The sequence below is a fragment of the Candidatus Njordibacter sp. Uisw_056 genome, assembly GCF_047730085.1.
Lineage (GTDB): Bacteria > Pseudomonadota > Gammaproteobacteria > Pseudomonadales > Balneatricaceae > Njordibacter.
Window position 1 is genome coordinate 1,252,427 of sequence record NZ_CP159830.1, and the last position, 25,760, is coordinate 1,278,186.

At 45.0% G+C, this 25,760-nt stretch carries 23 protein-coding genes; 11 read left to right on the forward strand and 12 right to left on the reverse strand.

Annotated features, from left to right (window positions below):
• Positions 1–74: 74 nt before the first annotated feature.
• A complete protein-coding gene (locus tag ABXT60_RS06150) occupies positions 75–2,096 on the reverse strand; it encodes a hydantoinase/oxoprolinase N-terminal domain-containing protein (RefSeq protein WP_443631863.1) in 2,022 nt (673 codons plus the stop codon).
• Between the two features lie 213 nt (positions 2,097–2,309).
• Between ABXT60_RS06150 and ABXT60_RS06155 the strand changes: the two genes are divergently transcribed.
• The 3 genes from ABXT60_RS06155 to ABXT60_RS06165 all read left to right on the forward strand — a co-directional run bounded on the left by ABXT60_RS06155 (position 2,310) and on the right by ABXT60_RS06165 (position 6,027).
• Positions 2,310–3,185, forward strand: a complete 876-nt coding sequence (locus ABXT60_RS06155; protein ID WP_443631864.1) for an NAD(P)-dependent oxidoreductase — start codon at positions 2,310–2,312, stop codon at positions 3,183–3,185.
• 461 nt (positions 3,186–3,646) lie between these two features.
• A complete protein-coding gene (locus ABXT60_RS06160; protein ID WP_046483256.1) occupies positions 3,647–4,591 on the forward strand; it encodes an HpcH/HpaI aldolase/citrate lyase family protein in 945 nt (314 codons plus the stop codon).
• 161 nt (positions 4,592–4,752) lie between these two features.
• A complete protein-coding gene (locus tag ABXT60_RS06165) occupies positions 4,753–6,027 on the forward strand; it encodes an MFS transporter (protein WP_443631865.1) in 1,275 nt (424 codons plus the stop codon).
• A gap of 173 nt (positions 6,028–6,200) precedes the next feature.
• Here the strand turns inward: ABXT60_RS06165 and ABXT60_RS06170 are convergent, their stop codons facing one another.
• The gene (locus ABXT60_RS06170) at positions 6,201–7,274 is read right to left on the reverse strand and encodes a polysaccharide deacetylase family protein (RefSeq protein WP_443631866.1); all 1,074 of its coding nucleotides are present in this window, start codon (positions 7,272–7,274) and stop codon (positions 6,201–6,203) included.
• A gap of 4 nt (positions 7,275–7,278) precedes the next feature.
• Positions 7,279–7,476, reverse strand: coding sequence for a 2-hydroxymuconate tautomerase family protein (locus ABXT60_RS06175; RefSeq protein WP_046483259.1), 198 nt, complete (start codon positions 7,474–7,476; stop codon positions 7,279–7,281).
• A gap of 124 nt (positions 7,477–7,600) precedes the next feature.
• Between ABXT60_RS06175 and ABXT60_RS06180 the strand changes: the two genes are divergently transcribed.
• Complete coding sequence (locus ABXT60_RS06180) at positions 7,601–8,509, forward strand: DMT family transporter (RefSeq protein WP_443631867.1); 909 nt, start codon at positions 7,601–7,603, stop codon at positions 8,507–8,509.
• Between the two features lie 30 nt (positions 8,510–8,539).
• The gene (locus ABXT60_RS06185; RefSeq protein WP_443631868.1) at positions 8,540–9,631 is read left to right on the forward strand and encodes a PLP-dependent cysteine synthase family protein; all 1,092 of its coding nucleotides are present in this window, start codon (positions 8,540–8,542) and stop codon (positions 9,629–9,631) included.
• On the opposite strand, the gene metA is transcribed toward ABXT60_RS06185, so the two are convergent.
• On the reverse strand, positions 9,623–10,552 hold the full coding sequence (metA, locus tag ABXT60_RS06190) for a homoserine O-succinyltransferase MetA (RefSeq protein ID WP_443631869.1): 930 nt from the start codon (positions 10,550–10,552) through the stop codon (positions 9,623–9,625). The two genes, ABXT60_RS06185 and metA, sit on opposite strands and share 9 nt — an antisense overlap.
• A gap of 336 nt (positions 10,553–10,888) precedes the next feature.
• On the opposite strand from metA, the gene ABXT60_RS06195 reads away from it, so the two are divergent.
• From ABXT60_RS06195 to ABXT60_RS06205, 3 genes are all read left to right on the forward strand, one after another.
• On the forward strand, positions 10,889–12,088 hold the full coding sequence (locus tag ABXT60_RS06195) for an ABC transporter substrate-binding protein (protein WP_443631870.1): 1,200 nt from the start codon (positions 10,889–10,891) through the stop codon (positions 12,086–12,088).
• A gap of 100 nt (positions 12,089–12,188) precedes the next feature.
• Positions 12,189–13,427, forward strand: a complete 1,239-nt coding sequence (locus ABXT60_RS06200) for a hypothetical protein (RefSeq protein WP_443631871.1) — start codon at positions 12,189–12,191, stop codon at positions 13,425–13,427.
• Between the two features lie 80 nt (positions 13,428–13,507).
• Complete coding sequence (locus ABXT60_RS06205; protein WP_443631872.1) at positions 13,508–14,233, forward strand: pseudouridine synthase; 726 nt, start codon at positions 13,508–13,510, stop codon at positions 14,231–14,233.
• A 61-nt stretch (positions 14,234–14,294) separates the two neighbouring features.
• Here the strand turns inward: ABXT60_RS06205 and ABXT60_RS06210 are convergent, their stop codons facing one another.
• From ABXT60_RS06210 to ABXT60_RS06230, 5 genes are all read right to left on the reverse strand, one after another.
• Positions 14,295–15,680, reverse strand: coding sequence for a branched-chain amino acid ABC transporter permease (locus ABXT60_RS06210; protein WP_443631873.1), 1,386 nt, complete (start codon positions 15,678–15,680; stop codon positions 14,295–14,297).
• The gene (locus ABXT60_RS06215; protein ID WP_443632074.1) at positions 15,680–16,702 is read right to left on the reverse strand and encodes a branched-chain amino acid ABC transporter permease; all 1,023 of its coding nucleotides are present in this window, start codon (positions 16,700–16,702) and stop codon (positions 15,680–15,682) included. The genes ABXT60_RS06210 and ABXT60_RS06215 overlap by 1 nt, the downstream gene beginning before the upstream one ends.
• A gap of 3 nt (positions 16,703–16,705) precedes the next feature.
• A complete protein-coding gene (locus tag ABXT60_RS06220; protein ID WP_046483279.1) occupies positions 16,706–17,410 on the reverse strand; it encodes an ABC transporter ATP-binding protein in 705 nt (234 codons plus the stop codon).
• Entirely contained in the window at positions 17,407–18,189 is a 783-nt protein-coding gene (locus tag ABXT60_RS06225) for an ABC transporter ATP-binding protein (RefSeq protein WP_443631874.1), read from the reverse strand. The genes ABXT60_RS06220 and ABXT60_RS06225 overlap by 4 nt, the downstream gene beginning before the upstream one ends.
• A 228-nt stretch (positions 18,190–18,417) precedes the next feature.
• A complete protein-coding gene (locus tag ABXT60_RS06230; protein ID WP_443631875.1) occupies positions 18,418–19,161 on the reverse strand; it encodes a class II aldolase and adducin N-terminal domain-containing protein in 744 nt (247 codons plus the stop codon).
• A 71-nt stretch (positions 19,162–19,232) separates the two neighbouring features.
• On the opposite strand from ABXT60_RS06230, the gene ABXT60_RS06235 reads away from it, so the two are divergent.
• Positions 19,233–19,565: a VF530 family DNA-binding protein gene (locus tag ABXT60_RS06235; RefSeq protein WP_443631876.1), complete on the forward strand. Its 333-nt coding sequence runs from the start codon at positions 19,233–19,235 to the stop codon at positions 19,563–19,565.
• Here ABXT60_RS06235 and ABXT60_RS06240 read toward each other — a convergent pair.
• Positions 19,562–20,971 (reverse strand): pyridoxal phosphate-dependent decarboxylase family protein, encoded by a 1,410-nt coding sequence (locus tag ABXT60_RS06240; RefSeq protein WP_443631877.1) that lies wholly within the window; start codon positions 20,969–20,971, stop codon positions 19,562–19,564. The genes ABXT60_RS06235 and ABXT60_RS06240 overlap by 4 nt on opposite strands.
• Before the next feature lie 96 nt (positions 20,972–21,067).
• Between ABXT60_RS06240 and ABXT60_RS06245 the strand changes: the two genes are divergently transcribed.
• Entirely contained in the window at positions 21,068–21,703 is a 636-nt protein-coding gene (locus ABXT60_RS06245; RefSeq protein ID WP_443631878.1) for an immunity 22 family protein, read from the forward strand.
• Positions 21,704–21,718: 15 nt separating this feature from the next.
• On the opposite strand, the gene speB is transcribed toward ABXT60_RS06245, so the two are convergent.
• Positions 21,719–22,657: an agmatinase gene (gene speB / locus ABXT60_RS06250; protein WP_443631879.1), complete on the reverse strand. Its 939-nt coding sequence runs from the start codon at positions 22,655–22,657 to the stop codon at positions 21,719–21,721.
• Between the two features lie 281 nt (positions 22,658–22,938).
• Here speB and ABXT60_RS06255 point away from each other — a divergent pair, with 281 nt between their 5' ends.
• A complete protein-coding gene (locus ABXT60_RS06255) occupies positions 22,939–24,159 on the forward strand; it encodes a M24 family metallopeptidase (protein WP_443631880.1) in 1,221 nt (406 codons plus the stop codon).
• Positions 24,160–24,310: 151 nt separating this feature from the next.
• Here ABXT60_RS06255 and ABXT60_RS06260 read toward each other — a convergent pair whose 3' ends face one another.
• On the reverse strand, positions 24,311–25,696 hold the full coding sequence (locus ABXT60_RS06260; protein ID WP_443631881.1) for an 8-oxoguanine deaminase: 1,386 nt from the start codon (positions 25,694–25,696) through the stop codon (positions 24,311–24,313).
• Positions 25,697–25,760 lie beyond the last annotated feature (64 nt).

The following is a 25,760-nucleotide window of genomic DNA, read 5'->3' on the forward strand; positions in this document are numbered from 1 at the left end:
GCCTCGCTCAATACCGCTAAGCACTGCCAACCCATATGGTTGCCAGTGCTTTTTAGCGTGAGATTGATTACGACCTAGGCTCTCACGTTTAGCTCTAGTACAGGCTTGCCCGTGGCAATAGCACTAATTTTGGCTTCTACAAATAATTCGCCATCCAGTTCTGAAATCACATGTTTATTATCATGCCGAATAATAATATCTACGTCGCCAGCCCCCGCAGATTTAGCCAAGGTGTGGGCTTGTAGTTTAACAATAGCTTCAGCTTGACTAAATGCATCTGATAAATCTGCAGAATCAAATGGAGTTGCACCGTTGAAGACGCGAAAAATACCTTGAGTGGGTTGAGTAATAATAATTTCTGAACGCTGTACTACGCTGCCCATAACCGCACCAACGGCGTTTGCTACATGGCCGTACTGGGGCAATATTAGGTCTAAGCTAAGACTCTTTGCTGCTTTTGGATAATAGGTTGCTGCTGGTGCGCCCACTGCAACGAGTGGGTGGCTTTTGCCGAAGTTAATACCAAATAGGGCATTTTCATCATCCTTGCTGCCATTTTTAAGGATGAGTTTTCCCATTAATGCTGCCAAATTTTTAGAGCGCGCTTCATTCAGCAGGTTTTCTTGGTGCAGACCTGCTTCTAGTAAGGTTTGGCAGATGGCGTCATTCATCAAAGTAAACACCCTTTCTGCAGGTTCTTGTGCATTGCCTTTTTCCCAAGAACCCAAACCATAAAGGTAACGCATTTGGCGTGCCCAGATTTGCGCTGCAAGTTTTGCGCCCTCAACACTCCAGTGGCTGCTGTTGCCCAGCACGTGGGCAGCGTCTGAGGGGGTAAAACCAGAATAAATCACCATGCCTTTGCGTTCTAGGCGTGCCATAGCTTTAGCTAAGTCTTGGTTATTAAACACCAAGGTTTCCATCTCAGCCGGCTCATGTTCCAGCATTTCCCATGCTTGCTGTTCGATAGGAGTAAACTGGTTGATGAGCGCTTGGTTGCGCTCTAAGCGCGTAACAAAACGGTTATGCCTTGGAGTAGGGGTGTCATCCAAGTGGGCCTGCAGGCGCTTTAAAACTGTGGGATATTGATGAGCTAACAAACTCAATGGCACTACGCGCCTTGGGCCTAAAGCCACACTGCCCGCATGAAACCGCACTTCACTGTCGCCACCTAAGCCGATAGAGTATACCTTGACGGTCTCTACCATAGGTTGCCAATCGCCTACACGGGCGCCCTCACTAGCCAGTTCAGGCTGTCCATTAGTGACAATAGCAATGTCTGTTGTAGTGCCCCCCATATCAGCAATAATGGCGTTGCGACTGCCAGAAAGGGCACAGGCACCTATGACGCTAGCGGCAGGACCCGACAATATAGTGGTTACTGGGTGAACAAGAGCAGTTTCTGCGTTAACAATAGAGCCATCACCCTTAACAATCATTAATGGGGCTTGGATATTAAGTTCTTGTAAAATGGTTTCTACAGCTTGAATTAAATCTTGAATAAACGGAATCATACGGGCGTTGAGTGACGCGGTTAATGCACGTCGAGGTGCGCCTAGGCTGGTAGCAAGCTCGTGGCCACAGGTGACCGGCATGCTTGTAAGTTTAGTAACTAAGGTTTGCAGTTGAATTTCGTGGCTTGGGTTACGGACCCCAAACTGTGCCGACACAGAAAAAGCAGACACTTTATCTTTGTTGGCTAAAATGGCGGCCGTAGCCGTTTCAATATCTAACGGCTTTACTTGCCTGCCTGAGGCATCATGGCCACCGTCCAGACGAATAATTAGGCTGTCATCTAAAATCTCCCCCAACCCACTCTTTTTAACTTGAGCTTCGCTTAGGCCCGCTAATAGGGCGCAGACAGGCGCCCCATTGCCTTCAACTACAGCATTAGTGGTGAGTGTGGTTGATAAAGACACCATTTCAATGTTGGCTAATAACTCGGCAGGCACTTTGCCGATAGATTCCCCAATACCAATGGCCAAGTTGTGGCGTGTTGTTAGGCTTTTTACTGCCGCTAGCACTTGGTTTTGTTCATTGATGATGACAGCATCTGTGTAAGTGCCTCCAGTGTCGATGCCTAGGCGTAAGGACATGATAATTAAACTCTCACAAAAGGTTATTCTTGGCGGCATTTTGCCCTGAGTAAAAGACTAACGCAAGCTCATTTTAAGTGCCCGAAATGGAGCGGCACCTGCGGGTTTAAAAGCGTCATAGCAGGTACCTAAATGAAGTTGTTCGTGAGGCTTGTTTTAGAAGCCAGTATGCCCTTTAATGGCGGTTGAAATATTTATCAAAAGGAGCTCGCTATGAGCAAAGTTGCATTTATCGGTTTGGGAGTGATGGGGTATCCCATGGCAGGACATCTGGCAGCACAGGGTCATCAAGTGTGTGTGTATAACCGTACCATGACAAAGTCTGAATCTTGGCAAGGCCAGTATGGGGGACACTTAGCGATCTCTCCGTCAGCAGCAGCTTTGGAAGCTGATTTTGTATTTACCTGTGTTGGTAATGACGATGATTTATGCAGTGTAGTTTATGGTGACCAAGGTGTATTGTCTGGCATGGCTGCTGGTTCGGTATTAATAGACCATACAACAGCGTCTGCCCAGGTCGCTCGTGAAATTGCAGTGATTGCTGCTCAGCGAGGTGTTGGGTTTGTTGATGCGCCTGTTTCTGGCGGTCAGGCTGGCGCAGAAAATGGTGCTTTGGCTATTATGTGCGGCGGCAATGATGAGGATTACCAAAGAGCCCAGCCAATTATGCAGGCTTATGCAAAAACCACGACCCATTTAGGCCCTGTTGGTAATGGTCAACTCACTAAGATGGTTAATCAAATTTGTATCGCTGGCTTAGTGCAGGGGCTTGCAGAGGGGGTTGCCTTTGCTATTAATGCGGGCTTAGATGCAAAACAAGCCCTAGGGGCAATAGGTGGTGGCGCTGCCGGCTCATGGCAAATGCATAACCGTGGAGAAACTATGGTGGACGATGAATTTGAATTTGGCTTTGCTGTAGACTGGATGCGAAAGGATCTAGGCATTTGCATAACAGAAGCGCAGAGCAATGGTTCACAGATACCTGTGGCTCAAATGGTTGACGATTTTTATGAGCAAGTTCAAGCCCGTGGTGGAAACCGTTGGGACACATCTAGCTTACTGCGCCGTTTACCTAGAAAAGATAGGTGATAAACCGACTGGTTTAAGCCCTTTTTTGGCTAACTAAATGCGCCTGGTAGAGATTAGACGGTTTAGCAAATGGGCTGCCTAAGAAAAGTGTACGCAGTATAGGAAATAAGTTTCTCAATCAGGTCTGTTGATGACTCATCGTCCCTGCTGGCGCAGTGTTCCAAGCGCGACATTGAAGGCGCGTTGCGTGACACTAGATTAGTTAACATAGTTTGAAAGCATTCTATGTTAAAATAAGGTTTCTAATAAAGAAAATTCTATAACCAATTGTATTTAAATAATAAATAGTAAAAAAATTACCTCTGTTTCCTAATATATGGAAACATTGCATAAGAATACCTTCAGACATCTTCGCTAGGCCCTGTTATTAGGCGATTGACCTTGTTTCCTTAACCTCGTTATAGTGAGCCTTGCTTAAATTAAGCCAAGACGCTTTGTCAATTTAAAAGTAAGGTAATTCTATGAGTCATACAAACCACCAGCCCGTAAAAACTCGTTTACAACGTAGTGAACTAGCAGTGCCAGGTTCTAACCCAAGCATGATTGAAAAAGCTGCAGACAGTGCTGCAGATTACGTATTTTTAGACTTAGAAGACGCGGTGGCCCCGTTAGATAAAATTGCAGCTCGTAAAAATATTATTGAAGCACTCAATGATATTGACTGGAAAGCTAAAGGCAAGACTATTTGCATTCGTATTAATGGCTTAGATACTCATTACATGTACCGTGATGTAGTGGAAATTGTTGAGCAAGCAGGCCAACACTTAGACACTATACTAGTCCCTAAGGTAGGTGTACCAGCAGATTTGTACATGGTTGAAGCCATGTGTAACCAAATTGAACAGGCCAAAGGGTTTACCCATAAAATTGGACTTGAAGCTTTAATCGAAACCGCTTTAGGCATGGCCAATGTAGAAGCCATTGCGCAAGCCAGCCCACGTTTGGAAGCTATGCACTTTGGCGTGGCAGACTATGCAGCAAGCAACCGTGCTCGCACCGTGGTGATTGGTGGGTTAAACCCAGATTACCCAGGTGATCAATGGCATTATGCGCTTTCACGAATGACGGTGGCGTGCCGCGCCTATGGTTTACGTGCGATTGATGGCCCGTTTGGTGATTTTAGCGATCCGGATTCGTATATTTTGGCAGCAAAACGCGCTGCAGCACTTGGTTTAGAAGGTAAGTGGGCTATCCACCCGTCTCAAATTGCGTTGGCTAACGACGTTTTCTCACCACCAGAGTCTGAATTGATTCGTGCTAAAGGTATTTTATCAGCTCTTGCAGAAGCCCAAGCTAAAGGCCAGGGTGCAGCTCAGCTTGATGGTAAGATGATTGATGCCGCCTCTGCCCGCATGGCAGAAAACGTGGTAAACGTGGCCAACATTATTGCTTCAAAAGGTAAGTAAGTTCAAAGTAACTTTAAATAAGGTTAACTAGGCCTAAGCAAAGCCAACTTATGGCCCCTTATGCACCAGGGGCCATAATTTCTTTAAAGCGTATGGCTTAAAGCCTGCACTCTAGGATATGCTGACGTCACCTCTTCAAGTTGGTGATGTAGGACAAAGGTGTGATTTCTGTTTTTCGGTCTATCTTTTCTTTATTATTAAGCTACGGTCTTTTACTGTTGGCTAATGGTCTATTTAATTCTCTATTAGGTTTGCGTGCCACCCTAGAAGGAGTCAGCACCAGCTGGCTTGGATTTATCATGGCCAGTTATTTTTTGGGCCTTCTGCTGGGAGGATTATTTGCTGGACGTATTGTTGCCAGAGTGGGCCACATTCGTGCTTTTGCAGTGTTCGCGTCGCTCATGTCTACCACGGCATTATTACACCCGTTATTTTTAGAGGTTAACTACTGGATGCTGTTGCGTTTGGTATCTGGCTTTTGTATGGCTGGGTTAATCATAGTTACAGAAAGCTGGCTTAATGATGCCACACCAAGTCATCAAAGGGGAGGCGTGCTTTCTAGCTATATGATGGTTAACTACATGGCTGCAGGCTGTGGTCAATTTTTACTAAATGTGGGTGATGTAGGCCAGTTCGAATTATTCAGTTTAGCGTCTATTATATTTTCGCTAGCGCTAATCCCCGTGCTGTTAACTAAGCAATCTGCTCCCACTATTGCTGCAGATAGTAAACTTTCTTTTGACCTCCTGGCACAAGTAGGACCATTGGCTATGTTAGGGGTTTTTGTTGCAGGTGCTAGTAACGCAAGTGTGCATGCGTTTGCACCTGTGTATGCCCTTGAAGTGCTCGGTGACACACGCTTGATTCCTCAGTTTACTGCCACCTTGTTAATTAGTGGTTTGTTGCTGCAGTGGCCCTTGGGGCGCTTATCAGACAGAATAGGCCGTGGTTGGTTGATGATGTTTGTGCCTATTTGTATTTCCATATCAGCCATTTTTGTTATCTTGGCGACCAACTATGCACCAGATTTAATTTGGTATGCAGTGGCTTGCTATGGGGCTTTTTTGTTTACCTTATATTCTATTGCTGTGGCACTTATTAACGACATTGTTGGGCCTGAATTAAGGGTGAAAATTGCTGGTGCTATTCTTATTGTTTATGGTTTAGGAGCCATTAGTGGCCCCATTGTCGTTGGCCCATTAATAGACCTAATAGGTGTGCAGGCCTTGTTTATAGTGAGCGTAATAACCAGTTCGTTGTTGGCTGGTTTGGCAGTGTATAGAAGGGTTTATCAAGCTATTTTTGTGAGGCCCGTGCAGCCTTTTGTAGCGGTACCATCCAACCAATACAGTTCTAAAGAACTTTATTTGGCAGCACATGAGCAGATTGACGAGCGGCCTAGTTTATCGTCCGAACAGGATGACATTAAACTGTAATGCTCATGTGTTTATGCCTATGAGTATTACGGTTTAATGTGGCATCGTAGGTATAAAATTTTTAGAAAAAACCACCTGGCCCAATACCTATGTCTGGTTAACGGCTTAAGTATGTCCAACAAAGTCCCACAGTTTTTTCGGCTCAAAAGGGCTAAACTTACCACTGCGTATGGCTACTCTTTTGGTGGGGCTTCACCGCCATAAACTAGCCATTGGTGGGATAACCAATAGTAGTTCTTTTGCCCCCAAATGGGAGCGGTGCAATTGTATCGATTACGCCCTTTGCCTAAGGCCTCATTCGCCTGAATGGTAAAATTAATTTTACCTTGCCAGGCTGGCATTTGCCGGTTGCCTAAAATAAAACAAGACAACTGCTGCCTGACACCAAGCCGTTGTGCTTTGCTCAGCTCTACGTTTAAGATCGGCTGGCTTTGGCCTGCTTGATCTGTCCGAATGACTGGGTTGGCAAAAGCAGCGTAATGAGCTGGCAAGGGCTGTGATGCAAGCTTAGTTTTAAGGGTTTTTAAACTACTATATTTGCCTGCTGCTGAAAAACGAGGCAATGCTTGCCAGTCAGAAAATTTAGCCACTCCGCCAGACTGTTGCCCAAATGCAATGTAGCCTCTGTCTTTAAGCGCACGTTTGAGTTGGTCGTTGTATTCTCCAAAAGGGTAGGCTAACCATTTAGGTACTGGCCCAGTTTCCTCAATTAAGCGTTGCTGAGCAGTATTAATGTTGGCTAATGTTGCAGCTAGCCACTGTTCATCGTATGTCGGTTTGCGGACTAGGTAGTCGTGGTCTTTAGTATGGTTAGCTAAGGTGACACCGTGCTTTTTCAGGTCTCGCAGCATATCCCATGTCATCGCGTGGCGGTTATTTTGATCAACAGGGTCTGTATTTACAAATACCGTAAAAGGGTAATCATATTTTTTTAACAAAGGGAAACCGTGCAGATAAATGTCACGCCACGCATCGTCAAATGTAATAACAATTGCCTTTTCAGGCAAGGCTGTGCCTTGCTGTACCGACGCTATAGCTGATCCTAGGTCTACAACTGTGTAGTTATTATGCTTTAAATAGGCTAAATGACCTTCAAACTCTTTTGCTGTTAATGAGGTAGAGCGAGGCATGGTGGAACTAATGTGATGATACAGCAGAATATTGAAGCTGTCGGCTGCAGGGCTGGTTAGGGGCCAAATAAGCCCCAAAAACAATAGGGGTAAACAGCGTATTGATTTGCAGTTCATAGTTTTATTTATCCGGAAATAAGTCGCTACATAATTCACCACCAAATCCCCAATTAGACTTGGGCACATCACGAATCATCACCTGAACTGCGCTTGGATTACCACCAGTAATGTCGCACATAGTTTTTGTGAGTCCTTCAACAATTTGACGCTTTTGATCGACCGAGCGGCCTTCAAATAGTTCTACGGTAATTAATGGCATAGGGGGTTCCACATAAATGCATAAAAGTTAACTCAGAAGCTTCATTTTATAACCTCATTAAAGTCCTATGCAAGGCAAAAGACTTGGGCTAAAGTGACGGCCACAGGCTCAAACAAGGATGACAGTGCAAAACCACAAAAAAAACCCACTTATTGGCATGGGCCTAATGATGCTGGCAATGGTGCTAGTGCCAATACTAGACCTGTTTGCCAAACTATTGTCGGTAGATTATGCAGTCATAGAAATCACTTGGGCGCGGTTTGTGTTTCATGGTTTGTGGCTATTACCATTGCTGGCTTGGAAAGGCATTGTCTGGTGGCGCATGCCACCGCAGCCAGTTTACCAGCTGTTGCGCAGCTTGATGCTAACCATCACTACGGTGTGCTTCTTTTTCGCCATTAAAGACAACCCAATTCCCACTGCTTTAACGTTACTATTTGTTTCCCCGTTAATTGTTGCTGTGGTTGCACCCCTATGGCTAGGAGAATCCTTTGACGCACTTAGGGGCATTGCGGTAGTGTGCGGATTCATGGGTGTAGTAGTGGTTTTACGACCTACAGCAGACTCTTTTTCACCTACTATATTATGGGCCCTAGTGGCTGGTGTAGGTTATGCCTTCTATATTATGTTTACTCGCAAGTTGAGTTCCTCTGCACCGCCATTGTTAACCTTATTTTATACTGCGGTTGGGGGCGTGCTAGTGCTTACGCCTTTGGTTAGCAGTGTATGGAAAACACCAGATTTAACAGGTTTGCTAATGATGGCTAGTATGGGGTTATTTGCGGCGATGGGGCACTTTTTCATTATTATGGCATGTGAATATGCCACGGCTTCGCAGCTAAGCCCCTTTAACTACTTTGAAATTGTGGCAGCTACAGGCATCAGTTACTTTGTCTTTGATTTTTTCCCAGATATTTATGTTTGGGGAGGTATTGCCATCATATGTACCAGTGGTGCCTATGTATCTTGGCGAGAATTACAACTCAGTAAAAGAGCGCGTTCCGTTCAAGATGGTCGTATAGATATACTTTAAGACATGTAAACTTTACCTAAGGAATAGCTAATGAGACATTGGATTAACACAGCGCTTGGTTCTATCAATGCAGACTATCAGCGCTCGGCAGACACCCACCTTATTAAATTGGCCCTACCAAACTGCGAGGGCATCGATGTATACCTTAAAGACGAAAGTACTCACCCAACCGGTAGTTTAAAACATCGGCTGGCTCGGTCATTGTTTCTTTATGCCCTGTGTAACGGCAAAATTGGTGAAAGCACTACTGTAGTAGAAGCGTCATCTGGCAGCACAGCTATTTCTGAAGCCTACTTTGCGAAGCTTATTGGAGTGCCTTTTATTGCGGTGATGCCTAAATCTACCTCAGCACAAAAAATAGCACAAATTGAACGCTTTGGAGGCCGTTGTCATTTTGTTGATAGTGCTACTCAAATGCATGCAGCAGCAGTTTCCCTAGCTAAAGAATTTAATGGCTATTTTATGGATCAGTTTATGTATGCTGAAAGGGCAACAGACTGGCGTGGCAATAACAATATTGCCGAAAGTATTTTTAAACAGATGTCTAATGAGCCTCATCCTATCCCTCATTCCATGGTGATGAGTGCTGGAACAGGTGGCACTTCGGCTACCCTTGGGCGTTACATTCGCTATCAGGGTTATGCTACTAAGTTGCTGGTCGTAGATCCTGAAAACTCAGCTTTTTATCCAAGTTACATGGCTAAGGATTCAGGTATTGTTACTGGTATTAGCAGCCGCATAGAGGGTATTGGCCGGCCACAGGTAGAGGCCTCTTTTATGCCAGATGTGGTTGATGAAATGATACAAGTACCTGACTTAGCAAGCGTTGCTGCGATGCTTTGGCTAGAGCAGCAGACGGGCCGTAGAGCAGGGCCTTCAACAGGGACTAATTTATGGGGCGTTATGTCTGTGGCCCAGAAAATGCGCGCCCAAGGGGTTAGTGGTTCTATCGTAACGCTTTTGTGTGATGGTGGAGACCGCTATTTGGAAACCTACCACAACTCTGCTTGGGTGTCTGAGCATCTGGGTGATCCAGCCCCTTATCAGCAACAGATTACCAGCATGGTGGGAAGTGGGCGTTTGTCAGTTGGCCCCAAAGGGATAACTGCAGGTTTAATCTAGCGTGGGTTCCATATCCTTTAAGTCGTATGGTGTGGCTTGATAAACGCAATAATTTAACCAGTTACTAAAAAATAAATACCCATGGCTACGCCAAGACGCTTTAGGCATGGCACTAGCATCATCATTTGGAAAATAGTTAATGGGCAGCATAGGGTTTAGACCTGCAGCCTGATCCCTGTGGTACTCATCTGCCAAAGTGGCGGCGCTATACTCTGGGTGGCCGGTTACGTATACCTGACGGCGATCTTTACTGGTCATTAAATAAGCGCCCGAGGCATCAGATTGTGCCAAGATGATCAGGTCTGTGTTTTTAGTAATGTAATCTACTGGAAAGTCTGCTGTGCGCGATTGTGGCGCTAAAAACTGGTCATCAAACCCTCGTGTGAGTGCATCATGGCCTGGGTTCACTGTTTGTTGATAGACGCCAGATAACTTTTGTGTACGGGTTTGTTTGGGTAAGCCGTACAAAGATTTTAACCCGGCTTGGGCGGCCCAACACAAAAACAAGGTAGAGGTTACATGGGTGCGAGACCATTGAATGATCTTGTCAACTTCAGGCCAATAGGTAACATCTTCAAACGCAACTAGGCCCAGTGGGGCACCCGTAATAATAAGGCCGTCATAATTACGATCTTTGATCTGGTCAAAATTACGGTAGAAACTATTGAGGTGTTTAGAAGGCGTATTTTTGCTTGTACGGTTATCTACTCGCAATAACTCTATGTCTACTTGCAAAGAGGAATTAGACAATAAACGCATTATTTGAGTTTCAGTCTCAATTTTTTTAGGCATTAAATTAAGAATAATGATCTTTTGCGGGCGAATGTCTTGGTTTAGCGCGCGAGTTTCTGTCATTACAAACACGTTTTCTTGTTGCAGCACACTGGTGGCAGGCAAAGCGTCTGGAATACGGATTGGCATGGGACACTCTTTAAAGTAAGTTAATAAGTAGCAATAAGGCAAGTGTAGCAGAATAGCTTGGGCTTGTTGAAGCCTTCATAACAACGATTGGTCAATGGAAAACACATCAAATTGAGTGAAAATGTGACTTTGCGCAAGGTAATGTCGCAATTAACGTTTGAACTTCCCTATAACTAGCGGATATACTCAGTGCTTCGTTGCGGCGTTTTGGCCGTAATACGATAGGTAGTAGTTTCGTTATACCTAAAGTAAATTTCGACTACACGGCCCACTCCAAACATACTGAGGTTGGCCGACACCACTCTTATAATATAAAATTCCTAGAGGAATAATTTAATGCAAAACACATTTAAAAAGACACTTCTTGCAGCCGCAGCTGCAACTTTGATAGCAGGCACTGCATATGCAGGAGGTCACGAAGAAAAAGTAGGTGTAATCCTAGGTTTTACTGGACCAATTGAATCTTTAACGCCAACAATGGCTGACAGTGCAGAATTGGCTTTTGCTGAAGCTTCCAACTCTGGTCTATTGCTAGATGGCAAGGTAATTGTTGCAGTGCGTGCAGACTCTACCTGCGTAGATTCATCAGCCGCAACAGCTGCAGCAGAGCGTTTAGTTAACTCTGACAACGTTGTAGCCATCATGGGTGCCGACTGTTCTGGTGTAACTGGTGCGATTGCTAAGAACGTAGGCGCACCTAATGGTGTGGCTATGATCTCTCCATCGGCCACTTCACCGGGCCTTAGTAGCATTGACGACAACGGTGTATTCTTCCGTACGGCACCTTCTGATGCTCGCCAAGGTGTAGTATTGGCAGACATCGTAATGGGTCGTGGTATTGACACTGTTGCTGTAACTTACACTAACAACGACTATGGTAAGGGCCTAGCAGATGCATTTGCTACGGCATACCGGGCTGCTGGTGGTACGATTACCATTGAAGCTGCTCACGAAGATGGCAAAGCAGATTACTCTGCTGAAGTAGGCGCCTTGTCTGCCTCTGGTGCCTCTGAGCTAGTTGTACTTGGTTATCTTGACCAAGGTGGACGTGGCATCATTCAGTCTTCTTTGGATACTGGCGCATTTGACCGTTTCATCCTAGCGGATGGCATGATTGGTGACTCTCTACTAGACGTAGACGGTGGCATTGAAGGTACGTTTGGTACGTTACCTGGTTCTGAGTCTGCAGGTGCAGCAATGTTTAACGACGTAGCCGCTGCAGCTGGCCTAGACGGTTCTGCTCCTTATGCAGCTCAGTCTTACGATGCAGGCGCATTGATTGCGCTAGCGATGCAATCTGCAGGATCTTCTGATCGTGCTGGCATTGTTGCTCACATCAACAAGGTGGCTAACGCTCCTGGTGAAATCATCCTTCCTGGTGAATTGGCTAAAGGGCTACAGATCTTGGCAGATGGTGGTCAAATTAACTACGAAGGCGCAACCAACGTAGAATTTGATGCCAACGGTGACCCTGCTGGATCGTACAAAGAGCAAGAAGTAAAAGGTGGTTCATTCACCACCATTAAGGTTCACTAAGCACTCGCTTAAATCCTTAACTAAAAAAGCCCAGCTTAGAGTTATCTAGCTGGGCTTTTTTTGGCTTTAATTTTGGGTGAGAAACTTCTCAGTATTGAACTTGACTCTTTCTTTGCAAAAGTATTTAATTGGTGAATCAAACAGCTGTTTTAATTTTAAAATAATAATAGAGGTTTATATGAAGCGCACGCTCATAAATATTGCAATTCTTAGTACTATCTTAGGTACTGGAATAGCTCAAGCGGGTGGTATTGATCGCTCAGGCCAGGGTACTTCGATTATCCTTAAAGAGGGCAACCTACTAGAAATTACATCTGTATCGGTTAGTCCAAAAGTTACAGGCAAATACACATATGGATTCAGTGGTGGGGTAATTACTGATGTAACTCCTGACTATAGTTTTACAAATTTAGCCTTCCGTACAGATATTTCTGATGATATGGCGTTGGCCATTATTCAAGATGAGCCTTATGGAGCTAACGTTAGTTGGACTGATGGTACTGCCACTGATTACACAGCGGATCCTGTTGTAGCTCTCTCCTACAACGGCGTAAAAGCTGAGATTAAATCAAACGCTACCACTGTCTTGGTGAGTTATGATTCTGCTGATAACTTTACAGTTTATGGCGGCCTTAAAAATCAATCTGTAAGTGCGACATCGACTAATCCTCTTGCAGGTATGTATTCGATTGTAGCTAAAGAAGACTCGAGTATAGGTTATGTTTTGGGTGCTGCTATTGAAAAGCCAGAAATTGCTATGCGGGTTGCGCTAACATATCACTCAAAAGTCAGTCATGATCTTACCGTTATGGAATCTTCTGTAATTGGTGCTAACCAGCCCTCAACTTTGTCATTTGACACGCCAGAAGCTTACAATCTCGACTTCCAAACAGGTATTGCGGCTAACACTCTGCTATTTGGCTCTATACGCCACGTAAACTGGAAACAATTTTTACTCAAACCTGATCACTATTTTGCTACAACTAAATATTTAGATGCTGCGACAAATGGTGCACCTGGTACTGGAAAAGCGTTGAAAAAGTATGATAACAACACCACCACCTATTCTTTAGGCTTAGGTAGGAAGTTTAATGATCAATGGTCTGCTGCTGTAACCTACGGTACAGAAGCAGCCGAAGGGACGCTTGGAGGTCCACTAGGGCCTACTGATGGATTCAGTAAGACAGGTGTTGGTGTAACTTACACAGGTGAGAAGGCAACAGTCACACTGGGTGTTCAAAAGGTTAATAACGGTGACGTTGGACTAGATCCAATCCCTGGAACTATGAGCGGCAATACAACCCTAGTAACAGCAGTTAAAATCGGCTACAAGTTCTAATTTGAACCTGAAGCATGTAAACTGCAAAGCCCGATTAAAGCAATTTAGTCGGGCTTTTTAATGTCTGAAAATATCCATTTATGCCCACTGACTTGCTCCAGCCACTTTCGATCATTCATCAAGATGATGACTTAGTAGTGATTAACAAACCTAGTGGTTTGTTAGTGCACCGAAGCCCTATTGATAAGCACGAAACCCGCTTTGCCGTGCAAGAGCTGCGTAATCAATTAGGGCAGCATGTATACCCCTTGCATCGATTAGACAAACCCACCTCTGGAGTGTTGGTGTTTGCCCTGTGCAGGGAGGCAGCCAGCTTCTATGGACAACAGTTTCAAGAGCATGAAATACACAAAACCTATTTGGCCTTAGTAAGAGGGCACGGTCCCAATCAGTTAAGCATTGATCATGCATTAAAAGATGAAACTGACGATTATGCAGGCATTGCTGGGGGTGGTGAAGCTAAGCCAGCCTTAACCCATGTACAATGTTTGCAGAAGTTTGAAATACCACTCACCGTAGACCGTTATCCGACTACCCGCTTGTCTTTAATGCAATGTGAACCCGTAACAGGGCGAAAACATCAGATTAGACGCCATTTAAAGCATATAGGGCATCCAATTATAGGTGACTCTCGCCACGGTAAGGGCGTATTGAATCGTGCCTGTGAGGGCTATTTTGGAGCAGGGCGCTTGTGGTTGGCCTGTACCCAAATGGTACTTGCCAGAAGAGATGGCAGTGCATTAGTGGTTGATGCACCATTAGCAGCAGATTTTCAGCAGGTGTTAACGCAAATTAACCACGCATAAATAGAGTTGAGCGGTTGGCAGGTTTTAATTAACTGCCAACCACTTGCTGCCACCCTATAGCCTATACAGAGTGCAAGCGTGTTTCTTCAGGAATAATGCCTCGTGGCATAAAGCGCATCGTCAGCAGTAACACCAAGCCCATAATGAATAAACGTAAGTGAGGTGCGCTCTTGAGCAAATGCTTACGCAAGTCGCTGGTTTGCTCCATACCCGCAGTTATAAGGTCCATAAAGGCGATGGATAACGGTTCTGCTTCTATCCACATGAACCAAATAAAGAAGCCACCAAACACTGCCCCTAAATTATTGCCACTGCCACCAATAATGACCATCAGCCACACCAAAAAGGTAAAACGCAATGGCTGGTAGGCTGTTGGGGTGAACTGACCGTCTAAAGTAACCAGCATAGCCCCTGCAATACCCACAACAGCACTACCTAGCACGAAAACCTGCAGGTGCTGGCGAACTACGTTTTTACCCATAGCATTAGCAGCTTCTTCGTTATCCCGAATGGCCCGCATCATACGACCCCAAGGCGAGTTCAACGCTTTCATGCTTAATAACAGCACAACTACCAAGACCACACTAAATAAGCCTGTGTAGCAGAGCTTAACAAAGATGCTTGAGCTTTGAATGACTAGCTGTTGCAAAGCATCAGCGCGCTGAGTGTCTAATAACTCAGCTAAACGGCCACTGAATAAAGACTGCACCATGTCTACAAACCATGGTGTTGCCTGTAGCTCAAGTTCAAAAGGCACTGGGCGATCTAAACCGGCCACGTTTTTAACACCACGGGCAAGCCAGTCTTCGTTTTTCAATATGGCAATAATAATTTCAGAGATGCCTAAGGTGGCAATGGCAAGGTAATCTGAGCGCAAACCTAGGGTAATTTTACCCACCACCCAAGCCACACCAGCAGCCATAATGCCACCTAAAACCCATGAGAATATAACGGGCATGCCCATGCCGCCAAGGAACCCAGAGGTTGCGGGGTTAACACTTTCAATAGCGTAAACGGCAGGTCCATAAAAGTGATTGATGACAAAATAAGCACCAATATACAAGCCAGTTAAGGTAAGCCGGCGTTGCCAGCTTGCGGCCATATTACGATAAACTAAAATGGACAAAATAATGGTAATAACCACGAGTATAAAACTCACGGCCATGCCTTGGCCGCCCACAGACCATGCCTCTAATACAGGGGCTTCAGACACCAAAACTGCGGCTAAGCCACCCAAGGCAGTAAAGCCCATTACGCCTAAATTAAGTAAGCCTGCATAACCCCATTGAATGTTTACACCCAAGGACATTACGGCGGAAATAAGGCACAAATTTAAAATGGCTAAGGCAAAAGGCCAAGATTGCCCCATACCCACACCAACCAGCAATAACCCCATTACTGCAAACGCTAAGGGGGCGCGATTTTGTTGATTCAATAGTGCTTTCATTAGATTGATTGCCCTTTAAAAATGCCTGTGGGTCGTATTAGTAATACCACCACCAGAATGATGAACGACACGGCAAACTTATAATCAGTAGATAAGAACTGCATTAACCCCGTAGGTTCTAAAGATTCTGGTAAAAGGTAAATGAAGAACTTTTTATAAGCGTAAGTGACGATGACTTCTGAAAAAGCGATGACAAAACCACCTACTACGGCTCCAATAGGGCTGCCAATTCCACCTACAATAGCAGCAGCAAACATGGGCAACAGCAGCATAAAATAGGTAAAGGGTTTAAAGCTTTTATCTAAGCCATACAAAGTGCCAGCGGTGGTGGCTAGGGCGGCAACAAGAATCCAAGTGATAAATACCACACGATCAGGATTGATGCCAGATAAGAGCGCTAGGTCTTTATTGTCTGAAAAAGCACGCATCGCTTTTCCTGTGCGAGTTTTCTGTAAGAAGTAGAACAATGCAGCAACGCACATAATAGTGACAGTTAAGGTAAGAACTTGGGTAGATTTTAGTGCTAGACCTTCACTTAGGCCGGTGAATTCTTTAAATTCACGGGGGCGAAAAATGAACTTGGTACCATCCATAAATCGTTGATCGCTTGGGCCAATAATAAAACGCACAATGGCGTTCGTCATAAACATTACACCCGTAGACACGATAACAAAAATAACCGGCGCACTCTTTTTGGCCCGATAGAATTTATATACCGTTTTATCAAACATTAAGCTTAATGCGATTGCACCCATAATGCCAAAGGGCAGGGCGAGCAGAGCGGTGGGCAGTGGGCCAAAACTAATCCCTATAGATTGGAAGCCCCAAGTCACTAAAATAACCGTCATAGTGCCAAAGGCCATCAGGTCACCATGGGCAAAGTTAGAAAAACGTAGAATGCCATAAACTAGGGTGATGCCTAATGCGCCAAGAGCTAACTGGGCACCGTAAGAAATGGCTGGAACAAGCACAAAGTTTGAAAATAAAACGATGGCATTTAAAATATCAACAAATTCTGGCATCACTTAACCCCCCAAAAAGGTGCGTCGCACCACAGGATCAGCCAGTAGTTCATCACCACTGCCTGTGTGTTTATTAGTGCCTGTCACCAGAACATAGCCTTTATCAGCTATATTTAAGGCTTGGGCTGCATTTTGTTCCACCATCAACACGGCAATACCTTGTTGTTTAACCTCTAAAATACGGTCAAACAATTCGTCCATGACGATGGGCGACACGCCTGCAGTAGGCTCATCTAACATTAACACGCTAGGCTGGGTCATCATTGCTCTGCCTACAGCTACCTGTTGGCGTTGACCACCGGAAAGTTCGCCGGCGTTTTGGCGCCGTTTTTGCTTAAGAATGGGAAATAGGTCGTATACCTGCTCCATGGTTCCTGTGAAGTCATCAGTGCGAAGAAAAGCACCCATTTCAAGGTTTTCTTCTACTGTCATGCCCCCAAACACGTTATGGGTTTGGGGTACAAAGGCAATGCCTTCACCAACACGATCTTGTGGTGACATTTGGGTAATGTCTTTACCGCCTAGAGTGACAGTGCCTTCTCTTAAGTTAAGCATGCCTAACAAGGCTTTCATGGCGGTAGACTTGCCAGCACCATTTGGGCCTACAATAACTGCAATTTCACCTTTGTCCACAGACAAAGAACACCCATTAAGGATGTCTGCACCGCCATAGCCGCCGCGTAATTGATCTGCAACTAGATAACTCATGTGCTTGCCTCCGGTTTATTCTTCAAACCCGTTCCTAGGTAGGCTTCAATCACGGCCTCGTTTGCAATCACTTCTTTAGCAGTGCCTTGAGCTAACACAGAACCTTCGGCCATGACGATCACAGGGTCACATAAGCGCCCAATAAAATCCATATCGTGCTCAATCATACAAAAGGTATACCCTTTCTCTTGATTTAAGCGCACGATGGCCTCTCCAATTTCTCGTAATAGGGAGCGATTTACGCCAGCGCCTACTTCATCTAGCAGCACTACTTTAGCGTCTACCATCATGGTACGACCCAGTTCTAAAAGCTTTTTTTGGCCACCAGAAAGATTACCTGCCAACTCTTGAGCCACATGGCCTAAATTGAGAAAGTCGATCACTTCTATGGCTTTGTCACGCACTTTGGCTTCTTGCTCTCGCACTAACGACGGGCGAAACCAAGCATCCATAAGGTTTTCACCTGCTTGCTGTGCGGGCACCATCATGAGGTTTTCCAGCACTGTTAAAGTGCCAAACTCATGAGCAATTTGAAACGTACGTAGCAAGCCTTTATGAAATAATTCGTAAGGTGGCACGCCAGTGATGTCTTCGCCGTCTAGGTAAATGTGCCCTGCGGTGGGCGTTAAGTTACCAGCAATCATGTTAAATAATGTAGTTTTACCAGCCCCGTTGGGGCCTATGAGTCCAGTGATGGACCCTTTGGCAATTTCGATGGAGGCGTTATTAACGGCATGCACACCGCCAAAACGTTTGCTCACTGATTCGACTTTGATCATGGTTGATCCTGTTGTCTACAAGACGTCAAAATTGGTTAAGCTGTTTTAACCAAGACTGAAAGTTTTTATAGTTATAAATAAAAGTAACAAAATCGACACAAGGGCCGACTTTATCTGTCGACAATTATACGGGCTAACGTTAGACAGGAAAAGATGAGTCTGCTGAAAAAGTGTATCAATGACAAAAATAACAAACTCAGGGTCGCTCTAAGTAAAGTTTAGGCAAACTTACAAGCGGTATGAGCCATCCTCTTTATCAAGCATCGCCATGAGTTCATTCAAGTGCTGTTGACCAAAATCAAATCCATAATTCTGCCACTGTTGCGCCGTTTTTTCTGCAACCTCGTGGTTTGCTGGGTCTAGGGTTTGGCCAGTTGCATAACAATCTAATAGGGTGCGGCAAGCGCGCTCAAAATAATACATGTCGTCAAAGCATTGGGCAACGGTACTAGCAATGACCAACACCCCATGGTTACCCATGAGTAAAATACGTTTGTCACCCATACATTGAGTTAAGCGCTCGGCTTCGTTGCCTAAGCCCATGCCATCATACCCTGTATCAATGGCTACCCGTTGATAAAAACGCATGGTGTTTTGATCGATAGGGTAGAGGGTTTTGTCCTTTAAACAAGCCAAGGCTGTGGCATACCGAGGGTGTAAATGCATAATGCAATGAGCATCAGAAACGTTGCGGTGTAACGCGCCATGAATGGCCCAAGTAGTTGGGTCTGGTGCATTAGCTTGATTCATGGTGCTGGGGTTGTTGGCATCCAGTAGCAGTAACTCACTGGCTTTAATCCTACTAAAGTGCCGGCCTTGAGGGTTACATAAAAACTGTTGTCCATTACCTGGCACTGCAACACTAAAATGATTAGCAATGGACTCATGCATCCCCATCTTTGCTGTCCAGCGAAAACAGGCGGCAAGTTCAATCCTTGACTGTTGCATTGCTGTGAGTGGCTGAGTTGTCATGTTAATACCAGTTGTTTAGTGACTTGATGTTGGTGATAATAGGCTCAATGTTTTGTCATGTGAAGTAAACTATGAACACTGAGCAACCTCGTAACCCGCTGCACGGCGTGAAGCTAGAACAAATTGTCACCGACCTTGTGGATACCTTCGGTTGGGAAGTATTAGCAGACCAAGTGAATGTGAACTGCTTTAGGGATAATCCCAGTGTTAAATCTAGTCTTAAGTTTTTACGTAAAACCCAATGGGCAAGAGACAAAGTAGAGTCTCTTTATGTCTATGCCATTGTGCGCGGCAAACCCCTGAGGTCTCAAGATGAGTACCAAGCCCAAATTAGGTCATCATCCAACTCGTCAGCCCCTAAACCGGCTGCGACTAATAGTAATATCTGGAAAACCCCTAGTTAACTTGCGTTAACTAAAGATTCACCTGTTTTAATGCAGTGGCTAAGCAACCGATTGATGTCGCTTGCTTGAGTGTCACTGTTGGCTAAAATAAGGCGAATGCCTGTTTTACCCTGATATTTAGCATAATCTACAAAAGCGCCCCCTTGAACTTGCATCGCCTTGCATATAGCAATGTTCAAGACTCGCAGCTGATCTTCGCTTAAGTGAGTGGAAGGTCTGAATTGAAATAAAACATTGAGGTAAGGGGCAGGGCCAATCATGTGTAATGTGGGAGATGACTCAATTGCCTCTACACAGCCTTGTTTGATCACTTGTAATTGATCTACTTTGTCCGAAAAACCATTGTGGCCAATTGCTTTCCAACTTAACCATACCTTTAAAGCGTCTGCCCTACGGCCACATTGGATTGATTTTTGTCCAAGATTATGAGCTGAATTTTCATCACTATGGAATAAATAATCGCCACCCCCACCGCCACATGTCTGCTCCAGCATGCCCTGGTGGCGAGTTAAAATAACAGCTGCAGTAATGGGTACATTCATCAGCTTATGGGCATCCCATGCAAAAGAATCAGCTAACTCGCAACCTTCTAGCAAATGTTTATATTGTTGTGAGAACAATATAGGTGCGCCCCAGGCACCATCGATGTGTACCCAAAGATCATATAAGTCGGCAATAGCTGCACATTCTGGTACGGGGTCAAAAGCGCCTAGTACCGTTGTACCAGCAGTAAGGCCTATGTAAAAAGGTTTATGGCCCTGCTTAACGCTGTGCTCTATGGCATCTTTAAGCGCAGTAGGGCATAACCTGCCTTGGTTGTCTGAAGCTACAGCAATGAGGTTGTCTGTACCGATGCCCAATACGCTAGCCGCCTTCTGAGCCGAATAATGTGCTTGATCTGAGACATACGCGACTAAAGTTTGGTTGCTAAAACCCTTGGTTTTAAGCTCAGGGCACGCTTTTTGACGTGCCATCATCATGGCGATTAGATTGGCTTGGCTGCCGCCAGATACCATAACTCCGTCACCTGTTTGTGTATCAGTAGTAAAACCTACCAAGCGGTTCCATTGGGTAATTAGCTCTTGTTCCATCAACGTGGCCACTGGGCTCATTTGATAAGTGTGCATATTGGCGTTACTAAGGCTGGTCACCCAATCGCCCAACAGGGCAGGGTTATTGCGTCCAGAGTAAAGTAATTTAAAGAAATCGACTTGAGCGCTGTCGGGTTGATAGTTTAGGTAGTGGCTAGCAGCCTGTTTTAAAGCCGCCAAGTCAGTGCCTTTTGAGCCTAGGCTAAAATCGACTATTGTCTTAAGTTGTTCTGCGTTAATGGGCTCACTTACAGGGCGGTCTTGACGAAAATAAGGTGAAGCGAGTTGTTGGAATATGTCGAGATATTGTTGCACTGTGTGTCCCTTGTGAAGGCAAAGATGATTGTAGGATTAGGGTGTTTGTGTTACTTTTCCGCTTTCAACACAAGCACAGATATTTAGGCTTAATCAATGAGTTCAACTGAAAGCGCTACACTACCTAGCTTTGAAAAATACGGCAAAGTGTCTGTTTGGTGTTCAACTATTAGCTACGATACTATTCCAGATAGTTATTTTGAAGAAGATGATAATGGCATAGAAGCGTGGGCTAGAAATTTTTCCATCACAGAATACGACCATGAAAACATGGAAACTAATGGTGTTGCAAGCGGTACGGCATTAGTTAAAAGTATTATTGAAGATTGTTCCTATTCCAGTGCTTATGGTGAAGGTATCATTCATAAAATCAACAAGATGGGTCATCAGCAAGTAAGCTGGATTATTTTGTTATTTGATTTTGAATATCGTAATAAAATTACCAAAATTCACGAAGATGAGTATGTGCAATACGTTGGCTCTTTTGTTTATGACATGGATTCTATTAGCTTGGCTGAACAAGATCAGATAGAAGCAGAACGTGAAGAAAAACTGCGTTTGGAGGCGCAGACGTTATTAGATAGTGAGGCTGCCCTGGGTGATTCAGCTTACGATCTAGCGCCAGTTACCGTGGCTGAACCTGCACCGGTAGTTAAAGCGGTTGAGCCAGTACCAGAACATAAAGTGGTCGAAAAAATACAGCCTAAAGGCCATAACCCTTGGCTAAAATAGCCTAGTAGTGTCTTTCTATAGGCTTGCTTGATGTTTTTTGTGTGCCAACAAATATAAGTACTCAAGCACTATTGTTGCACCTGCTAAGGCCGTAATATCTGCATGATCATACGCTGGGTTTACTTCTACTAAGTCAAATCCAACAATGTTGACGTCTTTTAAACCTCGAATAATCCTCAAGGCTTTATCAGTGGTTAACCCTCCCACCACTGGGGTGCCGGTACCTGGTGCATATGCTGGGTCTAAGCAGTCTATGTCAAAGGTTAAATACACGGGAAGATCACCCACTCTTTTTATAATAGAGGCTACAATATCATTGGCGCTCATGTCATTAGCTTGCGCTGCATCAATCACTTCAAATTCATGATCTTCTGGTCTATATTCTGTGCGGATGCCTACCTGTATTGAATGCTTTGGGTCTATTAGGCTCTGCTTAGGAGCATGGTAAAACATGCTTCCATGGTCGATTTCTGTATCGTTAGGGTAAGTGTCCGTGTGGGCGTCAAAATGAACTAAGGCCATTTTGCCATAATGTTTGGCGTGGGCTCGAATTAACGGCAAGGTCACATAGTGATCACCACCAATACTCAGCATTCGCGTTCCTGAAGTAATAATATTTTCAGCGTGCTGTTCTATTTCTCGGTTAAGGTCTTCTGGGTTGCCTGGAATAAAATCCAAATCACCGTAGTCTGCAACTTTAAGGTATTTGAAGGCGTCAAAGGCCCACGGCCAACGCCTACCTTCCCAGCCTAAATTGCTGCTTGCTTGGCGCACTGCATTAGGGCCCGAACGAGTGCCTGCTCTGCCTGTAGTGGCTAAATCAAAAGGCAGGCCTACAATAGCGGCATCAAATCCTTGAGTCATGTCTCGCGTAAGGGGACGTGCCAAAAAGCTAAATTGGTTGGCGTACATCGATATCATAACGGGATCGCCGATAAGCTTGTTCTTGGCCATATAAAGAAGTCTCTGTCTAACTCTGTTCAGAATAATGCACAATATCGCCAATTTAGGTGCACATTGCAAGAATTCGATTCCATAGCCAACCTTTGCTCATCATGCGGGGCACTGACGCATGAGCTGCAGTAATATAAATATAATTGATGATCTTATTTAATTTATTTATTTTACTAATGCTAATATAAAACCTAAAATGCAAGCGTTTTCTGTTGACCCTGGTTTTTTTGCTAGGCGGTCAATGTATTAAACTCTAACAATGTAACCAATAGGTGAATGCCATGAATCCACAAAATATGCCTCGTACCATCGAAATTCCAAATGGTCAAAAAGTGGTTGCCACTTTTTCGAAGCAAGAACTGAGTAATCGGTTAGCTAAATTACGTGCTCACATGGCTGCAGCCAGCGTGGATGCTGTGGTATTTACCTCGTATCACAACATTAACTACTTCTCAGATTTTGTATACTGCCGCTTTGGCCGTGACTACGGCTTGGTGGTAACACAAGCTACCTACACTACTGTTACTGCTAACATTGATGGTGGTCAGCCGTTCCGTCGCAACCAGTTGGGCGACAACCTAGTTTACACGGATTGGCAAAAAGGCAACTTTTTTGTTGCTCTTAAAAATCTAATTAAGCCTGGTAGCCGCATTGGTGTAGAGTATGATCATATGCCTTTGGCGACTATGGACATTGTCAAAGCCACTTTCCCAACGTCTGAGTTCACCGATATTGGCGTACCCACCATGCAAATGCGCATGATTAAGTCTGCCGAAGAAATTGAAGTCATTAAACACGGGTCGCGTATTGGTGACATTGGCGGTGCCGCTATTCGTGACGCTATTGCCGTAGGTGTTCCAGAGTATGAGGTGGCCTTAGCGGGCACACAAGCAATGATTCGCGAGATTGCTAAGACCTTCCCCGACGGAGAGTTAATGGACACTTGGGTTTGGTTCCAATCGGGTATGAATACTGATGGTGCTCATAACCCAGTGACCAGCCGCAAAATTGAAGCGGGTGATATCCTTAGCCTTAACTGCTTCCCTATGATTGCGGGTTATTACACTGCGCTTGAACGTACATTGTTCTCCGACCATGCCAGCGATCGGCATTTAGAGTTGTGGGAAATCAACTGTAAGGTGCACCGCCGTGGCCTAGAGTTAGTTAAGCCAGGAGTGAAGTGCAGTGACGTCGCCCATGAGCTTAACGAGATTTTTGCTGAACACGATGTACTGCAGTACCGCACTTTTGGCTACGGTCACTCGTTTGGTACCTTAAGTCACTATTACGGCCGTGAAGCTGGCCTTGAGTTCCGTGAAGACGTAGACACCGTATTAGAGCCAGGCATGGTGGTTTCTATTGAGCCCATGATTATGCTGCCAGAGGGCATGGCAGGTGCTGGTGGTTACCGAGAGCATGACATTTTAGTGGTTGGTGAGGAAGGCGCTGAGAACATCACTAAGTTCCCATTTGGCCCAGAGCACAACATTATTAAGGGCTAATTCCAGGTCTACTCATTAGTTTTAAAAAAAGCCAGTTTGATGTTTACATCAGGCTGGCTTTTTTATGCTAGCCATTAACTTAAGTTAAACTAGGCGCCAGCACCGTGCCTATTCGAGGATTAAAGTATACATCAGATGAGGCAGCACTTAATTAAATTTTTGCAACTAAAGCTTGCGCTGCGGCACGATGTTGTTGCAGTAATGGGCCTAAGTCTAAACCATCAATAACACCATTTTTTACTCGCCATTGACCTGCAACCATAACGTGTTCTGCTTTATGCGCACCACACAGTAAAAGGGCAGCTAATGGATCATGGCTGCCGCTAAAGCGCATTTCATCCAACTTGAAGCAGGCAATGTCCGCTTGTTTCCCCACCGCTAGTGAGCCAATGTCAGAGCGGCCTAGCATTTTTGCACTCCCTTTTGTGGCCCAGCGGTAGGCATCAAAGTGACTGACTTGAGCACCGTATTTTAATCGTTGTAAATATAAAGCCTGGCGCACTTCTTGAATCATATTGGAGCCATCGTTGGATGCAGACCCGTCTACACCTATACCCACAGGGCAACCTGCAGCTTCCAGCTCTTGTACAGGCGCCATGCCAGACGCCAGCATCATGTTGGAAGTAGGGCAGTGACAAATGCCAGTACCTGCTGCGCCTAGGCGTTGAATTTCTTCAGAATTAAAGTGAATACCATGAGCCAGCCACGTTTGTGGCCCTAGCCAACCTACGCTGTCAAGGTAATCAACAGTGCGTAGACCAAAGCGCTGCAAACAAAAATTCTCTTCTTCAATGGTTTCAGCTAGGTGAGTGTGGAGCATAACCTTGTGCTCAGCTGCAAGAGTTGCAGAGTGACGCATCAATTCTGGTGTGACAGAAAAAGGAGAGCAGGGCGCTAGGGCCACTTGCAACATGCTGCCTTCACTGGCGTTGTGATAACGTTTAATAACACGCTCACTATCAGCCAAAATGGTATCCTCTTGCTGCACAGTGCTCTGTGGCGGTAGGCCGCCATCATCTTCACCTAAACTCATGGAGCCTCGGGTCATGGTCATGCGTATGCCAATACTTGCGGCGGCTTCTGCTTGTATGTCCATCGCCTGAGTTAGTGCTTTAGGGAACACGTAATGGTGGTCTGCCGCTGTGGTGCAGCCAGATAGCAAAAGCTCAGCTAACGCTAAGCGTGTCGCTTGGTAAAGCATGTCTGGTTCCAACCCTGCCCATACTGGATAAAGGCTAGTAAGCCAGCCAAATAAAGGTTTGTTGAGGGCCTGTGGTAAGGCACGGGTAAGGGTTTGGTAAAAATGGTGATGGCCATTGATTAAACCAGGTAGTATTACTAAATGTCCACAGTCCATTATCTCATTGTAGCCACTATGTGGCTGCTGCCCTTGCGGCACTAATTCCACAATTTTTTGTCCCTCAATCACTAAACCAGCCTGAGCGTCATCAGCCAGTATAGCAAGAGGATCTTTTAGCCAAACCCTATGACTTACTGGTGGCGTTGGTAATCTACCTAGTGATTGGCTCAATGACATAGTGACAAAACTTCCAAGTTATATGCAATAGTATTTTGGGTTGGGATTATATTAATTTAAGCGT

Excerpts from the sequence above, each read along its gene's own strand:
- ABXT60_RS06150 (WP_443631863.1), bottom strand. The coding sequence starts at position 2,096 with ATGTCCTTACGCCTAGGCATCGACACTGGAGGCACTTACACAGATGCT.
- ABXT60_RS06155 (WP_443631864.1), top strand. The coding sequence starts at position 2,310 with ATGAGCAAAGTTGCATTTATCGGTTTGGGAGTGATGGGGTATCCCATG.
- ABXT60_RS06160 (WP_046483256.1), top strand. The coding sequence starts at position 3,647 with ATGAGTCATACAAACCACCAGCCCGTAAAAACTCGTTTACAACGTAGT.
- ABXT60_RS06170 (WP_443631866.1), bottom strand. The coding sequence starts at position 7,274 with ATGAACTGCAAATCAATACGCTGTTTACCCCTATTGTTTTTGGGGCTT.
- ABXT60_RS06175 (WP_046483259.1), bottom strand. The coding sequence starts at position 7,476 with ATGCCATTAATTACCGTAGAACTATTTGAAGGCCGCTCGGTCGATCAA.
- ABXT60_RS06185 (WP_443631868.1), top strand. The coding sequence starts at position 8,540 with ATGAGACATTGGATTAACACAGCGCTTGGTTCTATCAATGCAGACTAT.
- metA (WP_443631869.1), bottom strand. The coding sequence starts at position 10,552 with ATGCCAATCCGTATTCCAGACGCTTTGCCTGCCACCAGTGTGCTGCAA.
- ABXT60_RS06195 (WP_443631870.1), top strand. The coding sequence starts at position 10,889 with ATGCAAAACACATTTAAAAAGACACTTCTTGCAGCCGCAGCTGCAACT.
- ABXT60_RS06205 (WP_443631872.1), top strand. The coding sequence starts at position 13,508 with ATGCCCACTGACTTGCTCCAGCCACTTTCGATCATTCATCAAGATGAT.
- ABXT60_RS06210 (WP_443631873.1), bottom strand. The coding sequence starts at position 15,680 with ATGAAAGCACTATTGAATCAACAAAATCGCGCCCCCTTAGCGTTTGCA.
- ABXT60_RS06215 (WP_443632074.1), bottom strand. The coding sequence starts at position 16,702 with ATGCCAGAATTTGTTGATATTTTAAATGCCATCGTTTTATTTTCAAAC.
- ABXT60_RS06220 (WP_046483279.1), bottom strand. The coding sequence starts at position 17,410 with ATGAGTTATCTAGTTGCAGATCAATTACGCGGCGGCTATGGCGGTGCA.
- ABXT60_RS06225 (WP_443631874.1), bottom strand. The coding sequence starts at position 18,189 with ATGATCAAAGTCGAATCAGTGAGCAAACGTTTTGGCGGTGTGCATGCC.
- ABXT60_RS06230 (WP_443631875.1), bottom strand. The coding sequence starts at position 19,161 with ATGACAACTCAGCCACTCACAGCAATGCAACAGTCAAGGATTGAACTT.
- ABXT60_RS06235 (WP_443631876.1), top strand. The coding sequence starts at position 19,233 with ATGAACACTGAGCAACCTCGTAACCCGCTGCACGGCGTGAAGCTAGAA.
- ABXT60_RS06245 (WP_443631878.1), top strand. The coding sequence starts at position 21,068 with ATGAGTTCAACTGAAAGCGCTACACTACCTAGCTTTGAAAAATACGGC.
- speB (WP_443631879.1), bottom strand. The coding sequence starts at position 22,657 with ATGGCCAAGAACAAGCTTATCGGCGATCCCGTTATGATATCGATGTAC.
- ABXT60_RS06255 (WP_443631880.1), top strand. The coding sequence starts at position 22,939 with ATGAATCCACAAAATATGCCTCGTACCATCGAAATTCCAAATGGTCAA.
- ABXT60_RS06260 (WP_443631881.1), bottom strand. The coding sequence starts at position 25,696 with ATGTCATTGAGCCAATCACTAGGTAGATTACCAACGCCACCAGTAAGT.